This is a genomic window from Halosolutus amylolyticus, from assembly GCF_023566055.1.
GTDB classification, from domain to species: domain Archaea; phylum Halobacteriota; class Halobacteria; order Halobacteriales; family Natrialbaceae; genus Halosolutus; species Halosolutus amylolyticus.
In genome coordinates, this window is sequence record NZ_JALIQP010000003.1 from 461,758 (window position 1) to 482,930 (window position 21,173).

A 21,173-nucleotide genomic window follows, 5' to 3' on the forward strand; every position below is an offset into this window, starting at 1 on the left:
CTAACCTGGCGGTTCGACGACGGCTCGGAATCGCGTCCCGCCGACTGCGCGTCCACACGTCGAGCCGCGTCGATCGACCAGATTCGGCCAGTACGTCAGGACCTCGAGCCCGTCTATCCGTTCGAAGTGGTCCACGTCGTCCGTCACCACCGGAACGTCGTGAACGAGAGCCGTCGCAGCGATCATCACGTCGGCATCCTCGATCGTCGTCCCGTCGCGCCGGAGCGTCGCGTCGATCTGCCCGGCGGTGGTCGCACAGTCGCGATCGAACGGACCCTCCCGGAGATCCTCCAGGAGGGTCCGTACCACGGCCCGCTCCCGATCGGTCGCCTCCGCGAGGTGGATGCCGTCCCAGAGCTCCATCACGGTAATCGAACTCACACGCGCCGTCCCGCGATCGTCCGCAGTTTCCACCGCCGACGCGACGCTCAGTAGCCGCCTTCGCCCTCGAAACAGTTCCCGCAGTAGTCGACGTCGGTCCCGAGTTCTTCGTCGGAGACGACTTGCGTTCGTGACGACGGGACGTGGGTGAGCGAGCCACACGCCGTCTCGTTCGAATCGATTCCTCGGTGAACCGTCTTCGTGTTGCTGTTCAGAATCCGGTACATCGATCGCGCAGACGACACGCCCGTCCCTAAGTGTACTCCCAACACGATTTGCGCTTGCGAGTGCACGCGAGACTGTCTTCCGGGCACGGCATTCCGTCTGAGACGATGGATCCGACCGATTCGACAGTCCGCGACTTCGGCGCCGGGGGCGAGACGCACGTCTGTACCTACGAGTACGACGCCGAAACGCCGGCGAGCATCGCCGTGATCCACGCGATCTGTGCCCTGACCGACGTCGACCCGATCGACGCGCCGACCGAACTCGGGTTCGTGTTGTACGAGCACGTCGACCCGAACGCGCTCGACACGCTCCTCGCGGACGGGACGGGGGACGGAGACGTCGTCGTCTCGTTCGAGGTCACGAACGGGTACACGTACGCGGTCGACGTCGCCGACGACGGTCGGGTCGTCGTCCGACGGGACGCGTGACGCAGGAATCGCGAGCGTATCGCCTCGGACGCGTGAGCGACGGCCGAACTGCTCGGCCTCGATCACCGGAACGACGGCAGCACCTCCTCCTCGTAGAACTCGAGCGCGAGTTCCTGCTCGGGGCCGATCTGGTGGACGTAGACGTGATCGTAGCCGGCGTCGATCGCCTGCTGGATGCTGTCGATGTGGGCCTGCGGATCCGGGCTGGTGGTCGTGCCGGCCTCGGCGATATCCTCCTTCTCGACCAGCTGGGCGGCCTGCTCGAAGTGAGCCGGCGTCGGGAGTTCCTGGCCGAGTTCGCCCGGGATCGAGCCGTTGGGCCAGTACTCGTAGACCGTGTCGATCGCCTCTTTTTCAGTCTCGGCGTAGCAGCCGTGGAGTTGCGTGTACGTCGGCCCGTCGCCGCCGGCGTCCTCGTAGGCCTCGATCGGTTCCTCCTTCGGGCCGGAACACCAGAGCCCGTCGGCGTTCTCGGCGGTCCACTCGGCGGTCTGGGGACCGAACGCGCTCGCGATCGTCGTCGGCTGTTCGTCGGGGACCGTGTAGAGTCGGGCGTTCTCGACCGTGTAGTACTCGCCGTGGTGGCTCGTCGTCTCGCCGGTCCAGAGCCGGCGCATGACGTCCATCGCTTCGTCCAGCATCTCGAGACGGACGTCGTGCTCCGGCCACCGCTGACCCGTGACGTGCTCGTTTAAGTTCTCGCCGGTCCCGACGCCGAAGGTGAACCGGTCGTCGAGCATCTCGTCGACCGTGGCGACGGCGTGGGCGACGTTGACCGGGTGAATGCGCATCGTCGGGCACGTGACCCCGACGCCGACGTCGATCTCGTCGGTCGTCGTCGCGATCCCGCCGAGCGTCGACCAGACGAACGGCGACTCGCCCTGTGCGGAGACCCACGGGTGGAAGTGATCGGAGATGGAGACGAAGTCGAAGCCGACCTCCTCGGCGTGGCGGGCGTTCTCGACGAGGGTCTTCGGTCCGTGCTCTTCGCTCGAGAGGGTGTAGCCGAGTTCGACCATGGGATGATCGGACGACGATCGGCGGCCTAATGGTTGGCCCTGCGACGGCAGTCACGCGACCGGGCGGTCGGCCGACCGACGGAATCGAACCCCTTACCCGCCACGCGTGGCTACCGGCCCGTATGGAAGCCGTGGTCGAGGCGGACGACGTTCGGAAAACCTACGGCGAGACGATCGCGCTGTCCGGAGCCTCCCTCTCGGTCGAATCCGGCGAAGTGTTCGGGCTGATCGGGCCGAACGGGGCGGGGAAAACGACCCTCGTTCGGGCCCTGACCGGGACGACGGACCCCGACGACGGAACCGTGCGGGTTCTCGGCGAGTCGCCGACGACCGTCGATCGGCACCGGCTCGGCGTGCTCCCCCAGGCGTTCTCGCCGCCGGACCGGCTGAGCGCCCGCGAGTTACTCGCCTACTACGCCGGCCTCTACGACGAGGCCCGCGATCCCGACGCGGTGCTGGCTGACGTCGGCCTCGCCGACGCCGGCGACACGTGGTACGAGAACCTCTCGGGCGGCCAAAAGCGCCGGGTCTGCGTCGGCGCGACGCTGATCAACGACCCCGACGTCTGCTTTCTCGACGAACCGACGACGGGGATCGACCCCGCCGGCAGACGGACCATCTGGGAACTGATCGAAGACCTGGCCGCCGGCGGGACGACCGTCGTCCTCACCACCCACGACATGGCCGAGGCCGAGCGACTCGCCGATCGGGTCGGACTGCTCGCCGACGGATCGCTCGTCGCGCAGGGGACGCCCGGGGCGCTCGTCCGCGAGCACGGCGGATCGAGTCGACTCACGGTCGAGACGTCGGCCGACCCGTCGGCGCTCGAGGACCTCGCGTTCCCGGTCGACGCCTGCGACGGCGCGCTCGTCGTCCGCGACGTCGACCCCGCCGAGATCGGGGCCGTCGTCGACGTCCTCGACGATCGCGGCGTGGCCTACACCGGCCTGACGTGGGCCGAACCCGATCTCGAGGACGTCTACCTCGCGCTGGCCGACGACGCCGAACGCGCACGGACCGATCGAATCGGCACTGCCGCCGGACTCGCGAAAGCGGGTGAGACGGCGTGACCCGACTGGGCCGCGTCGGGGCCGAGACCGGAGCCGGCTGGCGATCGTTCGTCCGTCGCCGGACGGCGGTCTTCTTCACGTTCTTCTTCCCGGTGATCCTGATCGTCATCTTCGGCGCGCTCGTCCGGACCGATCCGACGGGCGAGGGGCTCTTTACGGAGCCGCCGGCGTATTACGTCCCCGGCTACCTCGCCGTCGTCGTCCTCTTCACGCCGCTGTCGCGCATGGGCAGCGAGGTGGCGCGCCACCGCGAGGGGAACCGCTTCGAGAAACTCGCGACGACGCCGCTGACGCGGGCCGAGTGGCTGCTCGCCCAGACCGTCGTCAACGCCATCATCATCGGCCTCGCGAGCCTGCTCATCCTCGGGCTAGTGATCGTGCTGACGGGCGCCGAGATCGTCTTCTCGCCGCTTCTCGTCCCCTACGTCCTCGTCGGCGTCGTCTGTTTCAACGGCGTTGGCGCCATGCTCGGGAGCTACACCGACTCCCAGGACGGGGCCGTCGCCGCCAGCAACGCGATCGGCCTCCCCCTGCTCTTCCTCTCGGAGACGTTCATCGCGCTCGACCAGTTACCCGGCTGGTTCGAGCCGCTGGTGAACCTCTCGCCGCTCACCTACTTCGCCCGCGGCGTCCGGTCCGTGACTTCCCCCGACGCCGGTGCCCTGGCGGTCGCCGGCCTCGATCCCGCGCTGGCGAACCTCGCGATCCTCTCGGGGCTGGCCGTCGTCGCGTTCGCGCTCGGAGCCCGATCGATCCCGCGGACGGACTGATAGGGTCTGCTGTACCGATTTTTCGAATCGAACAGCAGAAGCCGCGTCGTTTTTCGAACGCGGGGCATCACGTTTCAACATGTAATACGATAATGTAATCTGCAGTAAACTATCTAGAACGTATTTGAACAGTTCATATAATTTCTGGACTGTTGCATCTATCGAACGTGCTGGTCGTATACTTATCACGTGATGAAATACGTCACATCCGAAATGTCTCGACAACGTGACCGTACGAACCGGCGAACAGTACTGAAGGCGTTCGGTGCGACCGCGATCGGTCTCGGTGCGGTGAGTTCCGCGGCGAGTGCAACTGCGGGAGAAGGCGATCGTAGTGCGCGACTGGAACTGGTCGGACACACCACGCTCGGCGCGCGAGACGGCGCGAATACCCACGGCGCCGTCAGTGAGGCGCACGACCTCGCGGCAGTGGGGTCGTTCATCGCAGTCGATCCCGAATTACGTATCATCGACATTTCGGATCCCGCTAACCCGGAAATGACCGCGACGATCGAAACCGGTCCGGGTGGGGACATCCGGAACTCGGACATCCATCCGTCGGAACCGTGGGTGTTCACCGCCAACGAGGGATCGGTCGACGAGGACGGCGAGGGCGCCGGATGGTCCATCGTCGACGCGAGCGACAAGCACGATCCCGAACTCGTCTCCCACAACACCATCGAGGGCGCGACCAGCGGCGTCCACAACGTCCAGGCCTTCAAGGATGAGTACCTCATCACGGCGGGCCACGGACTCGGGATCGTCGTCTTCGACATCACCGATCCTACAGAGCCCGAGAGGCTGTCGGTCTACCCGGCCGGCGAGGACGGCGCGCACGCCGCGCACGTCCAGGGCGACTACGCGTACATCGCAAGTCGGGACACCGGCCTGGAGATCCTCGACCTGAGCGATCCCGAGAACCCTGAACTGGCTGCCGCGTTCCTTTACGAGGAACACCAGGACGAGACCGAAATGCACCTCGGGCACGCCCATCACGCGGTCCCGCACCCATCGAGGGACATCGTCCTGCTGGGCGAAGAGATCGGAACGGGCGAACCCGGCTACAAGCACATCATCGAGTACGACCTCGAGGACGGCGAGACCGAACTACTGTCGTCGTTCCAGTTCCCGCAGCACGCTACCCAGACCTCCGAAACGGTGTTCTGGTGGACGGGGCACTTCTCGGACTGGGGCGTCGGCGACCAGGAGGACGTCCTGTTCAGCGGCGACTACAAGGCCGGCGTCCAGGTGTTCGACTGTTCGGATCCCGAAGACCCCGTACGAATCGACCAGTACATGCCGACCGAGGGCGTCGGTGAGGTTCGCCGAGAAGACCCCGAACGGTTAGGGCTGGTTGACAACGTCCCGTTCACCTGGGGTGCGGAAAGCTCGCTCGCGGGAGACAGCGGGCGCGTCTACGTCTCCGACGCCACGACCGGGTTCTACGTCTTCGAATTCGAGGGATACTGAGAGGTGACCAACGATGGTACGAGAGCCAACACTGTCACGACGAACCGTTCTCGAATCGCTCGCAGCTGTCGGCGCGATCGGTAGCGTCGGAGTGGCGAGCGCCGCGCCGTCGGATGGGAGCGACGATCAGTTACGACTGTTCAGCGAGCAGGCCGTCGGCGACGCCCGTGAACTGGTCACACAGCAGAACTACGCGTACGTGGCGACCACCGACGGAATGGCCGTCGTCGACTGGCGCAACCCGCGGCGGCCAGAACTGGTGGCGAAGATCGAGGCGTCGCCACCCCACGAGATCGGCGGCGACGACGAGGGAAGCGTCGGCGGTATCCTCGACGTGAAGGTCGACGGCGACGTCGCCGCGATGGCGCACAACGGCGGGACGGGCATCACGACGGTCGACGTGAGCGATCCGGCGAACCCCCAGGAGTTGGCGTTCTACGACGACGTCGACTCGACGGGTGTCCACAACTGCTTCCTCTACGAGGGCCACGCGTATTTGACGGTGGGCGATTCCCGCGAGACGCCGTTCGATTACACCGGCGTGGAGATCGTCGATATCAGCGATCCGTCGAACCCCGAATTAGCGGCAATCTGGCGGTTGCGCGACGAATTACCGGGATTCGCTGCTGCCGGCGTCAATCCAAACCACGATATCTACGTCCAGGACGACCTGGTGTACAACGCGTTCTGGGACGCTGGCGTCGTCGTGCTGGACGCGAGCGATCCGAGCGACCCGCAGCTGGTCAGTCAGTTCGGCGAGGCACCCGAGGCGGACACGCCGATGGGAGATGACTTCCCTTACGAGCGGTACCTCACGAATCCCGGCAACGCCCACTACGTCCAGCCCTCGCCTGATGGCGACTACACCTACGTCGGCGACGAGACGTTCCCGAACGCGTTCGAGGAACCCGAGAACGATACCTACGGCGGCGTCCGGATCTTCGACACCCGCGACTGGGACGACGTCGAGCAGGTGGGGTTCGTCTCGCCGCCGGATGCCGACGCCTTCCGGACGTCGCACAACTTCGACGTGACCGCGAACCGTCTTCACACCTCGTGGTACGACGGCGGCGTCCAGGTCCACGACGTCACTGACCCGTCCGATCCCGAGAAACTCGCCTCCTACCGGACCGACGACACGTCCTTCTGGGCCGCAGTTCGCGAGCGCGGGTTCACGCTCGCCAGCGATATCGGTGGCGGTCTCGTCGTCCTCCACGACGATCGCGGTCGGGCGCGGTCGCCGGGATTCGATGGGGACGGACCGCCGGAAGATCCGGGCATCGACGTCTCCACGACGGGGGACGGGACGTAGCGAAACCGGAGTGGCGGAAGTCGGATCACGACTGCGCCGAACGCCGGGTCCCGACGACCTGATACTGGCGCGGTGCGGCCGATCGCGCCTCGCGTCTCGGACACCGGTGTGCTGGCTCCCGGCCGGGTCAGGTTTCGTCGACCCCATCGGCTGCCGGGAGCGTGAACGAAAACCTCGAACCCTCGCCTGGTTCGGACTCGACCCAGACCTCGCCGCCGTGGCGCTCGACGATGCGCTCACAGAGTGCGAGTCCGATGCCGCTGCCGGACCCCTCGTCGACGGCGTGCAGGCGCTCGAAGACGTCGAAAATGCGATCGGTATCCGCGGGATCGATCCCGATTCCGTCGTCCTCGACCGAGATCACCCACTCGCTGCCCTCGCGGTGGGCCGAAACGTCGATCCGCGGCGGTTCGTCTCCCGAGTACTCGATCGCGTTCGAGAGCAGGTTCTGGAAGACCTGGCGCAACTGGTTGCCGTCGCCCACGACGCGCGGGAGCGGTTCGGCCGTGATCTCGGCGTCGTGCTCCTCGATCTGGAGTTGCAGATCGCGGCGGGCGTTGGCGAAGCTGTCGTCCAGTTCGATCGGTTCGAGCGGGTCGCCCCGCGTCTCGACCCGGGAGAATTCGAGCAGGCCGTCGATCATCTCGCGCATGCGGTCGGCGCCGTCGACGGCGAACTCGATGAACTCCCGGCCCTCCTCGTCCAACTCGTCGCCGTACCGATCCTGGACGAGTCCGAGGTAGCTCGAGACCATCCGCAGGGGCTCTTGCAGGTCGTGGGAGGCCACGTAGGCGAACTGCTCGAGTCGCTCGTTCGACTCCTCGAGCCGTCGCTGGTACTCCTTGCGCTCGGTGACGTCCTGGGCCATGAGCATCCCGGCGAACACCTCGCCGTCGGTGTCTCGCACGGGGACCGCGTGGACGGTCCAGTCCCGTTCGCGGAACGCGACGTCGACCTGAGTCGTGGTTCCCTCGAGTGCGCCACGACACGCCGATTCGAGCGTCGGGGCGATCTCGTCGGGGGAGAACTCCTCGATCGTCGCGCCGACCACCTCGCTGGCGTCGAGATCGATCTCCCCGAGCGCCTGTCCGCCGACGAGGCTGTACCGGAGGTCCTCGTCGAACAGGGCGATCGTCCCGTTCGGGAAGTGTTCGAGCACCGTCTGGTAGCGCTGTTCGCTCTCCTCTAGGGCCCGCTCGCGCTCTTTGCGCCGGGTGACGTCGGTGTCGATGCCGACGATCCGATCGACGGTGCCGTCCTCGCCGCGGACGGGTGTCGCCCGGGCGTGTATCCACCGTCTTTCGCCGTCCGGTCTCTCGATCCGGAACTCCTCGTCGTACTCCGCCTCGGGAAGACCGGTGTACGCCTCCCGGACCCGTTCGCGGTCGTCGGGATGGACGACCTCGAGAAACGAGAGCGCGTCGTCGTACAGCGAGTCGCGATCGAGTCCCCAGACCTCCTCGTAGGCCGGGTTGATGTAGGTCAGCGATGCCGGATCGTCGGTGGTCATCCAGACGACCTCCTCTAAGTGCTCGCTGAGCGTTCGGAACCGCTCTTCGCTCTCGCGAAGCTTCGCCTCCATCTCCTTGCGCTCGGTGACGTCGCGGACCACCCCGATCCGTCTGGTTCCGTCCTCCGTGGACTGGATCGTAAACCGGTTTTCGACCGTCCGGGTGTCGGTCCCGTCCGACCCCACGACGATCGATTCCTCGAACGTCGGGCTCCTCCGCGAGGTGGCCACGTCGGTCTGGTCGGCCTCGATGGACGCGAACGCTTCGCCGAACACGACTGACGCGTGGGTTCCGTGCAGTTCGTCGCGGCCGAACCCCGTCAGTGCCGCGAACGAGTCGTTGACCAGTTCGAAGCGGCGCTCCTCGTCCAGCACGTAGATGCCGTCGTGGGCCGTCTCGACGATGGTCTCGTAGCGCTCGAGGTCCCGTTCCCGGTCGAACCGGTCCGTGACGTCCTCGAGCGCGAAGACGACGGCGTCGAGTTCCCCGTCGCAGTCCCGAACCGGGGCCCCGTTGATCGATACCCAGACCCGCTCGCCGTCGGGCCGCAGGACGCCGGTCACCTGGTCGAACACCGGCTCCCCGGTCTCGACGACCTTCGGGAAGGGCAACTCCTCCGCCGCCAGCGGTTCGCCGTCCGGACCCACCTCGTCCCACTCCGGATCGTCGTACCGGAGGTTACCGATTTGCGCTTGCTTCCGGCCGAAAATCTCCTCTGCCCGGTCGTTGGCGAATCGCAGTTCGCCGTCGACGTCGACGATCGTGATCCCGATCGGACTCGTCTCGACGATCGTATCCGCGAGGGCGGCCTCCTCGTCGTGTCGGCGGGTCTCGCGGCCGTTCCGGATCGCCGACGCGAGAACGTTCGCCACGTTTCGGACGAACGCCGCGTCCCCCTCGTCGAATTCCCGCGGCACGGTCGCGTGGGTTCCGAGGACGCCCCACGGGTCGTCGGTCGGACCGACGATGCAACTGACGCCGCTGACGATCTCGTGTTCGAGAAGCAGGTCCGGCGCGTCGAACCGTTCCTCGGTACGGAGGTCGTCGACGACGACCGGATCCGCCACCCCGAGCGTGTAGCCGGCCTGCGAGTCGCGCGTGGCCGAAACCGTCTCCGAGCCGACGACGTCGTCATCCCACCCGCAGCCGTCCCGAAGCAGGAAGCGATCGTCCCCGGGCAGCAACTCGAGGAGTTTGCAGGTGTCCGTTCCCAGGGTCGTCCGTACGGCTTCCGTCGCGTCCCGGAAGAGCCGATCGAGATCGGGATCCTCGAGCACTCGGTCGCCGAGGTCGGCCACGACCCGTTGCTGGCGAACGTGGTCGTGGCGGTCCGATTCGGGATCGGAGGAGGGATTCATCTCGGCTGCGCTAATCCGCGACCGGCCGTAAAGGCTTGCATTGAAAACCACAGAATCACGATCGGCTCACAGGACCCGCTGGACGCGCCGACTCCGGAGCCCGCCCCCACAGCGACCGGATCGATCGACACCACGTAATTAGGGGGCGCCCTTACACCGCTAGGTCCCCGAATTCCTCGTGAGCACCATGACCGCCCATACCCCGTCCGAGCCGATCGACATCCTCCTCGTCGAAGACAACCCGGGCGACGTCCGCCTCACGCGGGAGGCGTTCAAATCGACCGACAGCGAGATACGCTTTTGCACCGCCACCGACGGTGACGAGGCGCTGGAGTTCCTCCACCGGTGCCAGCGGGACGACTCGCGATCCTGTCCCGACATGATCCTCCTGGACCTGAACCTCCCGCGGGTGGACGGCTTTACGATTCTCGAAGTGCTCGAACGCGACATCGAGGGGCCGCCACCGCCGGTGCTCGTTCTGTCGAGTTCGGCCGACGAGGCGGACATCGCCAGGAGCTACGAACGCGCCGCGAACGCGTACCTCACCAAGCCGACCAGCCCCGACGAGTTCAGTTCGATCGCCCGCGCGATCGAACGGTTCTGGATCGAGTCGGCCCAGCACCCCGCACCGACGTAAGGACGATCCCGCCTCGACCTCCGGCCTACTCGTCTCTTCCCATCCGATCGGTGTAGTCCCAGGTCGAGACGACGGCCGGGTCGATCGTGATCGTCACCTCCTCGCGATCCTCGCGGAGGAGGTTCCGGGCCAGCGGCGAGTCCGTGCCGCCGAGGTAGCGCTCGAGGAGGTCTCGAAGCGTCTCCTTCTCGGGATCGGGCTCGATCGCGGCCGTGCCACGACCGCGGACGCCCCTGTACGGCGGGTGGTTCGACGATATCTCGAACGCGACGCCCTCGTGCTCGCGAAGAAACGCGACGACGTCCGCGTCGGTTCCCGTCGCACACTGGAGGACCCAGTCGGCGGCGTCGTCACCGGCCGATCGGCAGCGGTACCACAGCGAGACCATCCAGAGGGTACCCGACGGCGTCTGACAGGCCAGGCGGACCGGAATCGTCGCTTCCGCGAGAAACGAGCGAATCTCGTCGGTCGAGAGGGGGCCGCGGACGTTCATACAGGAGCTATCGGCCTCGAGGGGCATAAACGCGGGCCGTCAGGTCGCGTCGTCGATCAGTTCCTGGACGTCCACGCGCCGACCGGTGTCGGCCGCCTCGTAGGCGGCCTCCGTCAGCGCGGTGACGGACAGGCCCACGGTCGCCGGAACCTCCGGTTCGGCTGTGCCCTCGATCGAGTCGAGAAAGTTCTGGAGTTTGGACGTCGTGAGCGACGCGAAGTCGGTCTGGGCTTCGATGACGCTCTCGTAGACCGCCGCGTCGCGCTCCGCGAGGCGGATTCGCTCGCCGTCGAAGGTGACCCGACCGTTCGTCCCCCAGATCGTGTACCCCTCGAACGGCGCGAGTTCGACCCCCTTGCCGCTGATCGTCACGCCGCCCAGCACCCGCTGGCCGTCCCGGTCGAGTTCCACGGAGAGCGAACTGTTGACGTCCACGCCGGGGCTCGCGTACTCGATCGTCGCCGAGACGTGCGTCGGCTCTGCGTCGGTGAGCCAGAGGATCGCATCGAGCAGGTGCGAGCCGGTGTCGTAGAGCTGGCCGCCGCCGGAGAGTGACGTGTCGACCCGCCAGGTCCCCTCGTGGAGGTCGATCCAGTTCTGGCCGATGGCGGCGTTCACGGCGTGGATCTCCCCGATCCGGCCGCTGTCGACGATCCGTTTGATCTCCGTAAACCCCGGGTGGAAGTGGCGCTGGTAGCCGATCTGGATCACGAGATCGTTCCGATCGGCTCGCTCGATTAGGTCGACGGCGTCCGCGACGTCGGTCACCATCGGCTTCTCCAGATAAACGTGAACGTCGGCCGCGAGACAGGCCCGCGCCTGGTCGTAGTGGAGCGTGTGCGGCGTGACGATCAGGGCGACGTCGACCTCGTCGCCGTGGGCCGCGAGCATCTCTCCCGTCTCGGCGTAAGCGGGCGCGTCGAACTCGCTCTCGAACACCGATCGCGCGTCGGCCGAGACGTCGACCCCGGCGACCACGTCCACGCCGTCGAGTCCGGCCAGGATCTCGAGTTCGAGCTGGCCGAGGCCGCCGATACCGATCGCCGCTGCACCGAACTGCATACACGCTGAGGCCACGTCCGGGCGGAAAAGCGCTTGCCAACCGATCGCGTGACGTGACATTCGCGTCGCCAGTACGGTCTTCGTTGCCGATCCGTCCGGGGTGAGTCTCACCGGAAACTACTCTCACTCGGCTAGCGTACGGCACTCCATGCCCGTCTGCCCCGGCTGCAAGTCCCGGCTCTCCCACGGCGACTGTATCGAACACTTGCGCTACTGCAAGTGGGTCTGGAGCGACCACCCCGAACGGGAGTCGCGGTGGGGCGAACAGCTCCTCGAACAGCTTCGCGAATGACGACGTGCGATCGCGGCGAACACGCCCCCGGCGCGAGCAGCCCCTAGAACGGGAGCAGGAACGTCGGCGTGAACGTGTAGTCGAAGGCGTGGTTGAGTAACACGTAGGTGACGACCCCGAGGACGAGACTCAGGATCCACGAGCCGGCGGCGATCCGGCCGACCCTCGCGTGGGCGGTGTCCCGCAGTTCTGCCGGCGTGTGGGTCAGCCCGAGGATCAGCGCGTAGAGGACTACCGGCACGGCCACGATCGAGAGGACGATGTGGATCGCCAGCATGATCAGGTAGGCGTAGTAGACGAGATCGGGCCCGACGAAGTACTTCTCGCCACCCCCGCCGACCCGGAGCAGGTAGACGACCAGGAACAGCAGGATCAGCCCGAACGCGCCGGTCATCGCGAAGCGGTGTTTCTCGATCTCGCCCGCACGGATCCAGCGCCAGCCGGCGACGAGCAACACCGTCGCCGACGCGTTGATGATCGCGATCGCGTGCGAGAGGACGTGCACCTGCTCGTTCGTGAGATCGGGATAGAACGGGACGTCGAGGACGAACGTCCCGACGACGAGTCCGTAGCCGACGATCGTCAACAGGAGCGTTACGCCGATCGGGCGCTCTCGAAGGCGTCGTCTCGCGTCCGCGGTTGCCATTGTCGAGGGTTAGGAAAGCGTCCGTATCTGTCTTGCCCTTCCGGACGGCTCACCGGTCGAACGGCAGTCGATCGAGCCGTTCGCGGACGAGGGGTTCGATCTCGAAGAGGTAACGCTCCGTGTCCTCGACGCCGGTCCCGTCCGAATCGGGGACGTGCTGGGTGTAGATGACCTCTCTGACCGTCACGTCCGCGGGGATGTCCGTCGCGATCACGACCGCACTGAGTCCGCGGCCGGGTCGGAGGTCGACGTCGGTGCCGCACCATCGTCGCGGGAGTCGATCGGCGTGCGGGGCGACGATGCTCGAGCCCTCGTAGAGGAAGCCGTCGTCGCCGACGAAACTGGCGTTCGCGTTCCCGTCCCAGTGGAGCGTTCGGGAACTCGTGTTGTGGACCTCGAAGAACGCGACGGTCCGTTCGGTCGCCACGTTGACCTGGCCGTCGACGAGCCGATCGAGGTCGAGGTCGTGGACCAGTCCCGACAGGGAAAGCGTGAGATAGTGGCCGCTGACGGTCAGTGCGTGATCTCCGGGCGGGTCGCGGTCGGCCGGGTCGTAGGTCGGCCCCGCCCGTCGACCGTCCGGCGGTTCGATGTCCCCTGCCGGAACAGCACCGCCGTCGGTCTCGTGGGCGGCCGGTGCACGCTCGTCCACGAGTTCCTCGTAGGCGGTCTTGATCCGCAGAAACCGTTCGCGAGAGCCACCCTGGTCGGGATGATGGTCCGTCAGTAGCTCCCGGTAGGCTCGCCGGACCGCCGCCTCCTCGGCGTCCGGCGAGAGCCCGAGGACCTCGTAGTGGCTCTCCATCGTGACGGTACTTTCTGTGTGGACGAAAAGAGTCTTTCTCCTGCGTATCTCCCGCGATCGGCGGTGGACCCGCGGTCCTCGTACGGATCGTTGTAACGTGTTACCGGTGTTCCCCGCCCCGGTCGGGCGATCACCGGTAACGAATCACAACAGACCGTCTCAGTCGACGACCGTCTCGTCGATCGTCACCGACCCGCACTCCTCGACGGTGATCCTGTGGCCGCAGTACGTGAACGAGACGGAACCGCCGGGGCGGGACGCGTTCCCGGGCCGATCGGCAAAGATCGCGTCGAGCGCGTCGGGGTCGACGACCTCGTGGAGCGACTCGTACTCCGGCGGCCCGAGTTCCTCCGGTTGAACTCCCTTTACAGTTGCAACTGCCTCGACGACCGCCTGGCTCGGCGGCCGCTGAACCGTCGTATCGACGCCGTCACCGCCCCCCTCCATGCTACTCGCTCCTTCCCAGGCCGATCGAATAAATGTATCCCTTTCGGGTCGGGATACTGATAGACCTGATCCTTCGGTACCTTCGGTATCGAAGGCTGTGCTGTCGGGCGACAGGCGTCCGGTTTTGTAGTGTTCGACGATAACAAAATTCGCCGCAATTCGACGATCGTACTAGATTACGGATACGAATCTCAGGAGATGTGTATGGCGGGCTTTCCGGGGCGGGCTTTCGCGGCTGACTCCGAACCCGGCGTGGCCGTCCGGACGGCCACGTCCGCGTCGAACTCGTCGGTTACGAGCCACGTCGCCCGTTCCAGGAGAGAGCGCTCCCGATCGCGAGGGAGTTGCTGGCCGGCCTCCGGGTCCAGGTCTGCGAGGAACGACGCGACGGTCTCCCGATCCACGGGAACCGCCTCGTCGACGGCCCGATCGACGATCGACGCGCGCTCCTCGGACTCGTCCGCGGCCCGGAGCGCCGCGACCCGGTACTTCCAGTCCGGCGCAACGACCAGTTCGATCCGTTCGGGATCGTCGATCGCCGCCACGTCGACGATGTCGCGGACGTCGTCGACGGTCGTTTCGATGAGTCGCCGCTCGCGCTCGTAGGCGGTGACGTCCCGATCGGGGTCGGGCCAGTCCGCTTCGACGACGAGTCCGTCACCGCGGAGTTTGTTCCAGAGTTCCTCGCCGAGGTGTGGTGCCATCGGGGCCAGCAGCGCCGCCAGCGTCAGCAGACCCCGCCGGTAGGTCGCCTCGTGGGGCCGATCGAACTCACGGTAGCGCCGGAGCAGGCGCGCGAGTTCCCGGATCTCCGTCGCCGCACGGTGGAACCGGAACCGCTCGTACTCGTCGGTCACCGCGGCGATCGTCCGATCGATCTCGGCGGCGAGGTAGTCGTCGTGGTCGCGCCGTTCGACGCGGGTCTCGTCCTCCGTGACGAATTCGGTCACCATCCGATGGACGGTCTGCTGGAGGTCGTAGGCCCCGCGTACGTCGTTCGCGGTCCACTCGAAGTCCTGTTCCGGATGGGCCGCCGAGAGGAGGAACAGCCGCGTCGTCTCCGCGCCGTACTCCTGTGGCGTGACGACGTTCCCTTTCGAACTGGACATCTTCTCGCCGTCGTACAGCACCGTTCCCTGACTGACGAGTTTCTCGACGGGTTCGCGCCGGTCGAGCAGGCCGATGTCGGCCAGCGCCCGAGTGAAGAAGCGAATGTACAGCAGGTGGAGCACGGCGTGTTCGTCGCCGCCGACGTAGACGTCGACCGGGAGCCACTCGGCGGCCCGATCGACGTCGAACGGCGCGTCGTCGAGGTCCGGCGAGAGGAATCGCAGGAAGTACCACGAGGAGTCGACGAAGGTGTCCATCGTGTCCGTCTCGCGGCGGGCAGGTCCGCCACACTCCGGGCAGGTCGTCTCGCGGAAGGTGTCGTGTTCCTCGAGCGGGTTCCCCGTCGTCCGGACGAACTCCGGCAGTTCCACGGGGAGATCCTCGTCCGGCACGAGGACGTGACCACAGTCGTCACAGTGGACGACCGGGATCGGCGTCCCCCAGTAGCGCTGACGGGAGATCAGCCAGTCCCGCAGCCGGTAGGTGACGTCGTCCTCGATCGCGTCGTGCTCGTCGGGCAGTTGCTCCCGGACGGTGGCACTCTCGAGTCCGTCGTACGCCGGCTGATCCGGGATCGAGAGCCGTCCCTCGCCCGTGTACGCCGCCGACTCGAGGTCGAGGTCCGGGTCCGGGACATCGTCGGCCGCCTCGGGGACGAGGACCGACTCGATCGGCAGGCCGTGTTCGCGGGCGAACGCGTGGTCGCGATCGTTGTGCGCGGGGACACCCATCACTGCGCCGGTCCCGACGTCGTCGAGGACGTAGCCCGCGACGTACACCGGCAGTTCCTCGCCGGTCAGCGGGTTCACCGCACGCGCGTCCGTTTCGACGCCGTCGAAGCCGACCTCGTCCGGCCCTCGCTCGCGGACCGTTGCCACGTAGTCCGCGACCGCGTCGTCGGCTTCGGCCAGTTCCCGCGCGAGGTCGTGACCCGGCGAGACGGCGACGTAGGTCGCCCCGAAGACCGTCTCGGGGCGGGTACTGAACACGTCGACCGCGGTAGTCCCGTTTCCGCGGCCGTCGTCGCCGATCGGTTCGACGTCGAACGTGAGTCGCGCGCCTTCCTGCCGGCCGATCCAGTTGCGCTGGATCTCCCGGACGCCGTCGGGCCACTCCGCGAGATCGTCGAGGCCCTCGTACAGTTCCTCGGCGTAATCGGTGATCGTGAAGAACCACTGGTCGAGTTCCCGGCGACCGACTGGGGTCTCACACCGCCAGCAGACCCGATCGTTGCCGCTCGCTCGTTCCGAGGCCTCACTACGTTCGGCCTCGCGGCTCGCGGCCTCGTCGCTCGCTCGTTCCGAGGCCTCACTACGTTCGGCCTCGCGGCTCGCGGCCTCGTCGCTCGCTCGTTCCGAGGCCTCACTACGTTCGGCCTCGCGGACCTCGACCTGTGCGTCGGCCAGCACGGTCTCGCAGTCCGGACACCAGTTGACCGTCGCGGCCTCGTACTCGACGAGTCCCTCCTCGTAGAGGCGCTTGAACAGCCACTGGTTCCAGCGGTAGTAGTCTGGCTCGCAGGTGGTTATCTCCCGGGACCAGTCGTAGCCAAAGCCCATCGTCTCGAGTTCCTCGCGCATCCGGCGGATACATGCCTGCGTCCAGGATTCCGGATCGCTCGCCCGCTCGTAGGCGGCGTTCTCCGCCGGGAGGCCGAACGCGTCCCAGCCCATCGGATGGAGGACGTCGTCGCCCTGCATCCGTCGGTAGCGGGCGTAGGCGTCCGTGATCGCGTAGTTCCGGATGTGGCCCATGTGGAGTTCCCCGGAGGTGTAGGGGAACATTCCGAGGACGTAGGTCGGATCCACCGCGTCGTCGTCCAGTTCGTAGACGTCGTCGCGCTCCCAGACGTACTGCCAGAACTCCTGCACTTGCGCGTGGTCGTAATGACTGGTCATTCTCGGGAAAGCCGTTGGCGCTTACTCGGCGTGCCGGCTATATGATTGTTCGGCCGATCGACCGGTTCCGATCGCGACGGAGCGGTCGTCGATTCGGACCCGATCGGCGACCGGGCGGGACCGATCGACGCTGTGGGCGCCGCCTAACAAAACCGGTCGCGATCGAAGTCGGACTCGATTCGCATGTCCGGCGAGGATCCGGTGCCGTCCGATCGCGTCGTCCTCCTCACGGTCGCGGTCGTGCTGGGAACGGGCTGTCTGCTCGTCGTCGCGTTCGCGCCCGGACTGGTCCTGGACGGGTCGACGCCGTCGGAGTCGGGCGAGAGAGCGGAGACGCCGCTCGTCGTCGATCGGAACGTCACCGGGACGGGGGACGGGAACGAGACGGCAACTGCGGAGACGCCGGGAACCGACGAGGGGTCGTCCGAAGACGGGTCCGACTCGGAGACGGCGTCGGGAAGCAGTGCGGACGAACCCGATTCGGACCGGTCCGAATCGCGGAACGAACGCGGCGGTGCCGATCGCGCCGATGGGGCGCCGGACCGCGAGGATGAGGAAAACCCGCCGGACGACGGCGACGGCCCGCCGGATCACGCCGGCGGTTCGGGGCCGCCAGACCACGCCGGGTCGCCATCTGACGGCGATCGCGGACCGCCGGATCACGCGGGCCCGGACTGATACGGATTGCTGTACCGAGTTACCGGCGCAACCGCCGCCCGGATCGCGGTTGCGCCGAAAATGACTTACAGTAAACCGTATGACGTGTACGCCGGGACGTCGGCGCAGCGATCCGTATCACTCGTCGGTCTCGAACTCGAGCGCGACGCCGTTGATGCAGTACCGTTTGCCGGTCGGCTCCGGACCGTCATCGAAGACGTGCCCGAGGTGGCCGTCGCAGTTGCTGCAGACGACCTCCGTGCGGACCATGCCGTGGCTCCGGTCGATCTTCGTCTCGACGGCGTCGTCGTCGGCCGGATCCCAGAAACTCGGCCACCCGGATCCGGAGCCGAACTTCTCGTCCGTCGTGAACAGTTCCTGGCCGCAACCGGCACAGCGGAAGACGCCATCTCCGTCGACGTTCAGCAGCTCGGAGGAACCGCGGGGTTCGGTGCCACACTCCCGCAGGACGCGGTACTGGTCGTCGTCCAGTCGGTCCCGCCAGTCGTCGTCCCGCTCCGATCGCTCGTCGTCGGACAGTTGGTCTGTCATACCGTCTCGTAGGCGTCGAAGCCATTTGAGTGGCGTCCCTCCGAGCGCGGGCCGACGATCCCGGCCGATCGGCGCGTCGGGAGCGGTCACGACGGCCGTTCGTGCCGGTCACGAGCGATCGACGGACTAGCTCCCGGTAGACGAACTCCGGGCGGAACACCGGTATCGTCCGGCAATTCGGTACCCATTCAAGAGGCCACCGTCAAGACTGGCCTGTACCTGCGGGCCGAACCGAATAGGGTGTCGCGCCCGACCGAACGGATATGGAAACACGATGGGCGACCGTGGACGGTGTCTCCGTAGAAGTTCCTGCGGACTGTACCTGCGCCGACCTTCGAGAGGCGTTCCGGAAGCCCGACGACGCCGTCCTGATCGCCGTGACCGGCGACCTCGTGTCCGTCGTCCACGACGAGGAGACGCCACTCACCGAACTGGTCGCGGGCTGTGCCGAGACGTACTATTTCTGGCGGGACGAGGAGTACACCCGAACCGGGATCCTCGACGTGCCCGAACTCGAGGCGGCGGTTGCCGACGACGACGCGGCCGAATCGACCTTCCAGCGGCCCGGAATCGATCAGTAATCGTCACGGCTCGACCCATTCTCGCCGCCAGCAACGACGATCGTTCCCGACGGATGCCCCCTCGAGTGCCGTCGGGAGTCCTCCCGTAGTCCGGGTAACGTTCCCAGTTCCGGTGCTACTCACAGTCGGTTCCCGACGACGCTGACCTGCTTCGGCCAGCCGATCGAATCCGTCGTACGGGTCTCCCTCGCGAGAGCCGACGCTCCCGGCGGGGCTGGCGGTTCCCGGGACTGTTTCCCCGCGTGAAACGGTTTATCGAGAGTATAGTGAACTACCGAGGAGCGAAACTGCCGGGTAATGAAGCCACCTGAACCGGTGTGTTGCGGGCGCCCCAGTCCGCAGCGCATCCCGACTCGCCCGCTGGATCGCGCTCCACCAGCCGGCGTGGTGAGATCGACCGAACGACTTGCCACCCAGTGCGTCACTGGGTCCCCCATCGACCGGCCGGGACCGGGGAGAACGGACGGTTCGACGGGTGCGTGACTTACCGACCACTGTATACTGACAATGCGCCGTAACGTCCGACACAATCGTGCGAAGTCGCGATCGATTCAGACCAGCGTCCAGGTGTTGCTCACCGTCAGCGGAATCGTCCTCCTGCTGGCCGGACTCACGCTCGCCGCGAGTGGCGCGTCCGTCGGCGGGGCGCTCGGGTCGGTGAGCGACGAATGGGACGGTTCGGATTCGGGCGACGACGTGGACGGAGCGGACGACATACCCGACGACGCGGACGGGAGCGACGACGCGAACGAGACTGACGACGCGGACGGGAGCGACGACGCGAACGAGACTGACGACGCGGACGGGAGCGACGACGCGAACGAGACTGACGACGCGGACGGGAGCGACGACGCGAACGAGACCGATAGTGGCGATCAGGACGACGGACCCGGAGAGGACGGCTCCGGGGACGACGGCACCGACTCCGACGGTAACGAGACCGACGGCGACGACGGCGGAAACGAGACCGACGACGACGGACCGCATACGCTGACGGTGATCGTCGAAGACGACGACGGCAACGCGATCGACGACGCCACCGTCGAGGTCGACGTCGCGTTCGGCACGACCGAGGAGCGAGACGTCGACGTCGACGGCGAAGCCGAGTTCGAACTCGAGGACGGCCGGTACACCGTCACGGGGACTGCGGACGGCTACGCCGACACGAGCGAGCAGGTCGAGATCGACGGCGACGACGAGACGGTCACGCTGACGCTCGAATCGACCGACGACGGCGCCGACGATGGCACCTCAACGCTGACCACGATCGTCGAAGACGACGACGGCAATGCGATCGACAACGCGACCGTCGAAGTCCAGGAAGACAGCCTCTTCGGCTCGAGCGAGGAGCGAGACGTCGACGGCGACGGCGAAGCCGAGTTCGAACTCGAGGACGGCGACTACACGGTGACGGCGACCGCGGAGGGCTACGACGAGTCGACGACCGACGTCACGATCGACGGCGACGACGAGACGATCACGCTGACCCTCAAGGAAAGCTGACCGCGTCCCGACGCGCCCCAGTATCATCGGCCCAGCTTCACTGGCTCCGGGGGCAGATACACCAGCCACCCGCTCTCCCGTACCGGCGATTTTCTCGACCCTGTACGGCTGGTTGACGAGACATCGATCACGACGCATACTGATACGTCGATCCGCTCTTCCCGAGCGGGCGTGTGGTCGCCCGGCCAGGGGCTACAGTAACCAGTGAAACTGTGTAGATATCGATCGCACGACGGCTGTGCGATCGGGTGTCCGCTGATTTTCAGTAGCTACGACAGCGTCCGACCATGCGGTCGCATACCCTGGTCCCGGTAGACGTCTGGATCGGGTCCAGGGGTGACTATGACCGTCGGCCCGGCACCCGGGCGCCGGGCCACGTGGCTCCGGTATCGGAGCGGATTGCCCAGGTCCCGGGTCGGCGATGGTCGGTGAGTCTGGCATCGACGGTGGTCCACGTGACACCGGAATCGAAGCCAGTCCCCGTTTCCAGTCTGCCGGTGCAAACCGAGCGACGCTCCGGCACAATCCGATCGAACCGCGTCCGTGAGCAGACAGTGGCTCGAGGCACCTACGCCGAGCGTCGTGACGATCGATCGCGGACGAAATCGGGCCCGGGGTCCAGTGATCGGTCCGGGACGCGGTTCACGGTCGTTCGGCTGACGAGTCGCCGCTCGTTCCTGCTGGCGCTGGACTATAGTAGCAACTGAAACGATTTACACACTGATCGCAAAGACGTCCTGCGATCAGGTGTGCATTGACTTTCAGTTGCTACTATAGCGCGCGACGGCGCACCGAAATCGAGTTCGAGCAGTCGGCGCGCTCCGTGTCGTAGTTCATCCACCCCCGTCGTCGAATCGATTGCCACCGACGGGCAACGATCGACTCCCGTTCGGTGGGCGCCGCCGCATCTTCGAGACGACACCATGCATTCGACGCCGCTGTG

Annotated in this window: 21 protein-coding genes; 10 read left to right on the forward strand and 11 right to left on the reverse strand. The window is 66.5% G+C overall.

The window, feature by feature from the left end:
• Both MUN73_RS14760 and MUN73_RS14765 read right to left on the reverse strand, forming a co-directional pair.
• The gene (locus tag MUN73_RS14760; protein WP_321575766.1) at positions 1–414 is read right to left on the reverse strand and encodes a PIN domain-containing protein; all 414 of its coding nucleotides are present in this window, start codon (positions 412–414) and stop codon (positions 1–3) included.
• 14 nt (positions 415–428) lie between these two features.
• Positions 429–608 (reverse strand): hypothetical protein, encoded by a 180-nt coding sequence (locus MUN73_RS14765; protein ID WP_250141261.1) that lies wholly within the window; start codon positions 606–608, stop codon positions 429–431.
• A 105-nt stretch (positions 609–713) separates the two neighbouring features.
• Between MUN73_RS14765 and MUN73_RS14770 the strand changes: the two genes are divergently transcribed.
• Entirely contained in the window at positions 714–1,037 is a 324-nt protein-coding gene (locus MUN73_RS14770) for a HalOD1 output domain-containing protein (RefSeq protein ID WP_250141262.1), read from the forward strand.
• 62 nt (positions 1,038–1,099) lie between these two features.
• On the opposite strand, the gene MUN73_RS14775 is transcribed toward MUN73_RS14770, so the two are convergent.
• Positions 1,100–2,056, reverse strand: a complete 957-nt coding sequence (locus tag MUN73_RS14775) for a TIGR03557 family F420-dependent LLM class oxidoreductase (protein WP_250141263.1) — start codon at positions 2,054–2,056, stop codon at positions 1,100–1,102.
• A gap of 122 nt (positions 2,057–2,178) precedes the next feature.
• On the opposite strand from MUN73_RS14775, the gene MUN73_RS14780 reads away from it, so the two are divergent.
• The 4 genes from MUN73_RS14780 (at position 2,179) to MUN73_RS14795 (ending at position 6,678) form a co-directional block, all read left to right on the forward strand.
• Positions 2,179–3,126 carry an ABC transporter ATP-binding protein gene (locus tag MUN73_RS14780; RefSeq protein ID WP_250141264.1) on the forward strand — a complete coding sequence of 316 codons (948 nt, stop codon included), beginning with the start codon at positions 2,179–2,181 and terminating at the stop codon, positions 3,124–3,126.
• Complete coding sequence (locus tag MUN73_RS14785) at positions 3,123–3,896, forward strand: ABC transporter permease (RefSeq protein WP_250141265.1); 774 nt, start codon at positions 3,123–3,125, stop codon at positions 3,894–3,896. The genes MUN73_RS14780 and MUN73_RS14785 overlap by 4 nt, the downstream gene beginning before the upstream one ends.
• A 213-nt stretch (positions 3,897–4,109) precedes the next feature.
• Positions 4,110–5,366: an LVIVD repeat-containing protein gene (locus tag MUN73_RS14790; RefSeq protein WP_250141266.1), complete on the forward strand. Its 1,257-nt coding sequence runs from the start codon at positions 4,110–4,112 to the stop codon at positions 5,364–5,366.
• A gap of 13 nt (positions 5,367–5,379) precedes the next feature.
• Positions 5,380–6,678, forward strand: coding sequence for an LVIVD repeat-containing protein (locus MUN73_RS14795; protein ID WP_250141267.1), 1,299 nt, complete (start codon positions 5,380–5,382; stop codon positions 6,676–6,678).
• 127 nt (positions 6,679–6,805) lie between these two features.
• Here MUN73_RS14795 and MUN73_RS14800 read toward each other — a convergent pair whose 3' ends face one another.
• A complete protein-coding gene (locus MUN73_RS14800) occupies positions 6,806–9,547 on the reverse strand; it encodes a PAS domain S-box protein (RefSeq protein ID WP_250141268.1) in 2,742 nt (913 codons plus the stop codon).
• A gap of 187 nt (positions 9,548–9,734) precedes the next feature.
• Between MUN73_RS14800 and MUN73_RS14805 the strand changes: the two genes are divergently transcribed.
• Positions 9,735–10,184: a response regulator gene (locus MUN73_RS14805; RefSeq protein WP_250141269.1), complete on the forward strand. Its 450-nt coding sequence runs from the start codon at positions 9,735–9,737 to the stop codon at positions 10,182–10,184.
• Positions 10,185–10,209: 25 nt separating this feature from the next.
• Here the strand turns inward: MUN73_RS14805 and MUN73_RS14810 are convergent, their stop codons facing one another.
• Together MUN73_RS14810 and MUN73_RS14815 are read right to left on the reverse strand one after the other, a co-directional pair.
• The gene (locus MUN73_RS14810; protein WP_250141270.1) at positions 10,210–10,677 is read right to left on the reverse strand and encodes a pyridoxamine 5'-phosphate oxidase family protein; all 468 of its coding nucleotides are present in this window, start codon (positions 10,675–10,677) and stop codon (positions 10,210–10,212) included.
• Positions 10,678–10,716: 39 nt separating this feature from the next.
• Positions 10,717–11,739 (reverse strand): Gfo/Idh/MocA family protein, encoded by a 1,023-nt coding sequence (locus MUN73_RS14815; RefSeq protein ID WP_250141271.1) that lies wholly within the window; start codon positions 11,737–11,739, stop codon positions 10,717–10,719.
• A gap of 148 nt (positions 11,740–11,887) precedes the next feature.
• Here MUN73_RS14815 and MUN73_RS14820 point away from each other — a divergent pair, with 148 nt between their 5' ends.
• Positions 11,888–12,031: a hypothetical protein gene (locus MUN73_RS14820; protein ID WP_250141272.1), complete on the forward strand. Its 144-nt coding sequence runs from the start codon at positions 11,888–11,890 to the stop codon at positions 12,029–12,031.
• A gap of 43 nt (positions 12,032–12,074) precedes the next feature.
• Here the strand turns inward: MUN73_RS14820 and MUN73_RS14825 are convergent, their stop codons facing one another.
• The 4 genes from MUN73_RS14825 to MUN73_RS14840 all read right to left on the reverse strand — a co-directional run bounded on the left by MUN73_RS14825 (position 12,075) and on the right by MUN73_RS14840 (position 16,937).
• Positions 12,075–12,677, reverse strand: coding sequence for a DUF420 domain-containing protein (locus MUN73_RS14825; RefSeq protein WP_250141273.1), 603 nt, complete (start codon positions 12,675–12,677; stop codon positions 12,075–12,077).
• A 49-nt stretch (positions 12,678–12,726) separates the two neighbouring features.
• Positions 12,727–13,482, reverse strand: a complete 756-nt coding sequence (locus MUN73_RS14830) for a J domain-containing protein (RefSeq protein WP_250141274.1) — start codon at positions 13,480–13,482, stop codon at positions 12,727–12,729.
• Between the two features lie 159 nt (positions 13,483–13,641).
• Positions 13,642–13,929 (reverse strand): DdfA family disk-determining factor, encoded by a 288-nt coding sequence (gene ddfA, locus MUN73_RS14835; RefSeq protein WP_250141275.1) that lies wholly within the window; start codon positions 13,927–13,929, stop codon positions 13,642–13,644.
• A 191-nt stretch (positions 13,930–14,120) separates the two neighbouring features.
• Positions 14,121–16,937: a leucine--tRNA ligase gene (locus MUN73_RS14840; protein ID WP_250141276.1), complete on the reverse strand. Its 2,817-nt coding sequence runs from the start codon at positions 16,935–16,937 to the stop codon at positions 14,121–14,123.
• A gap of 183 nt (positions 16,938–17,120) precedes the next feature.
• Here MUN73_RS14840 and MUN73_RS14845 point away from each other — a divergent pair, with 183 nt between their 5' ends.
• Positions 17,121–17,615, forward strand: a complete 495-nt coding sequence (locus tag MUN73_RS14845) for a hypothetical protein (RefSeq protein ID WP_250141277.1) — start codon at positions 17,121–17,123, stop codon at positions 17,613–17,615.
• 117 nt (positions 17,616–17,732) lie between these two features.
• Here the strand turns inward: MUN73_RS14845 and msrB are convergent, their stop codons facing one another.
• Positions 17,733–18,146, reverse strand: coding sequence for a peptide-methionine (R)-S-oxide reductase MsrB (gene msrB, locus MUN73_RS14850; RefSeq protein ID WP_250141278.1), 414 nt, complete (start codon positions 18,144–18,146; stop codon positions 17,733–17,735).
• 263 nt (positions 18,147–18,409) lie between these two features.
• On the opposite strand from msrB, the gene MUN73_RS14855 reads away from it, so the two are divergent.
• Positions 18,410–18,727: a hypothetical protein gene (locus MUN73_RS14855; protein WP_250141279.1), complete on the forward strand. Its 318-nt coding sequence runs from the start codon at positions 18,410–18,412 to the stop codon at positions 18,725–18,727.
• 507 nt (positions 18,728–19,234) lie between these two features.
• Positions 19,235–20,230: a carboxypeptidase regulatory-like domain-containing protein gene (locus MUN73_RS14860; RefSeq protein WP_250141280.1), complete on the forward strand. Its 996-nt coding sequence runs from the start codon at positions 19,235–19,237 to the stop codon at positions 20,228–20,230.
• The last annotated feature ends 943 nt before the right edge of the window (positions 20,231–21,173 follow it).

Excerpts from the sequence above, each read along its gene's own strand:
- MUN73_RS14765 (WP_250141261.1), bottom strand. The coding sequence starts at position 608 with ATGTACCGGATTCTGAACAGCAACACGAAGACGGTTCACCGAGGAATC.
- MUN73_RS14770 (WP_250141262.1), top strand. The coding sequence starts at position 714 with ATGGATCCGACCGATTCGACAGTCCGCGACTTCGGCGCCGGGGGCGAG.
- MUN73_RS14775 (WP_250141263.1), bottom strand. The coding sequence starts at position 2,056 with ATGGTCGAACTCGGCTACACCCTCTCGAGCGAAGAGCACGGACCGAAG.
- MUN73_RS14780 (WP_250141264.1), top strand. The coding sequence starts at position 2,179 with ATGGAAGCCGTGGTCGAGGCGGACGACGTTCGGAAAACCTACGGCGAG.
- MUN73_RS14790 (WP_250141266.1), top strand. The coding sequence starts at position 4,110 with ATGTCTCGACAACGTGACCGTACGAACCGGCGAACAGTACTGAAGGCG.
- MUN73_RS14795 (WP_250141267.1), top strand. The coding sequence starts at position 5,380 with ATGGTACGAGAGCCAACACTGTCACGACGAACCGTTCTCGAATCGCTC.
- MUN73_RS14800 (WP_250141268.1), bottom strand. The coding sequence starts at position 9,547 with ATGAATCCCTCCTCCGATCCCGAATCGGACCGCCACGACCACGTTCGC.
- MUN73_RS14805 (WP_250141269.1), top strand. The coding sequence starts at position 9,735 with ATGACCGCCCATACCCCGTCCGAGCCGATCGACATCCTCCTCGTCGAA.
- MUN73_RS14810 (WP_250141270.1), bottom strand. The coding sequence starts at position 10,677 with ATGAACGTCCGCGGCCCCCTCTCGACCGACGAGATTCGCTCGTTTCTC.
- MUN73_RS14815 (WP_250141271.1), bottom strand. The coding sequence starts at position 11,739 with ATGCAGTTCGGTGCAGCGGCGATCGGTATCGGCGGCCTCGGCCAGCTC.
- MUN73_RS14820 (WP_250141272.1), top strand. The coding sequence starts at position 11,888 with ATGCCCGTCTGCCCCGGCTGCAAGTCCCGGCTCTCCCACGGCGACTGT.
- MUN73_RS14825 (WP_250141273.1), bottom strand. The coding sequence starts at position 12,677 with ATGGCAACCGCGGACGCGAGACGACGCCTTCGAGAGCGCCCGATCGGC.
- MUN73_RS14830 (WP_250141274.1), bottom strand. The coding sequence starts at position 13,482 with ATGGAGAGCCACTACGAGGTCCTCGGGCTCTCGCCGGACGCCGAGGAG.
- ddfA (WP_250141275.1), bottom strand. The coding sequence starts at position 13,929 with ATGGAGGGGGGCGGTGACGGCGTCGATACGACGGTTCAGCGGCCGCCG.
- MUN73_RS14840 (WP_250141276.1), bottom strand. The coding sequence starts at position 16,937 with ATGACCAGTCATTACGACCACGCGCAAGTGCAGGAGTTCTGGCAGTAC.
- MUN73_RS14845 (WP_250141277.1), top strand. The coding sequence starts at position 17,121 with ATGTCCGGCGAGGATCCGGTGCCGTCCGATCGCGTCGTCCTCCTCACG.
- msrB (WP_250141278.1), bottom strand. The coding sequence starts at position 18,146 with ATGACAGACCAACTGTCCGACGACGAGCGATCGGAGCGGGACGACGAC.
- MUN73_RS14855 (WP_250141279.1), top strand. The coding sequence starts at position 18,410 with ATGGAAACACGATGGGCGACCGTGGACGGTGTCTCCGTAGAAGTTCCT.
- MUN73_RS14860 (WP_250141280.1), top strand. The coding sequence starts at position 19,235 with ATGCGCCGTAACGTCCGACACAATCGTGCGAAGTCGCGATCGATTCAG.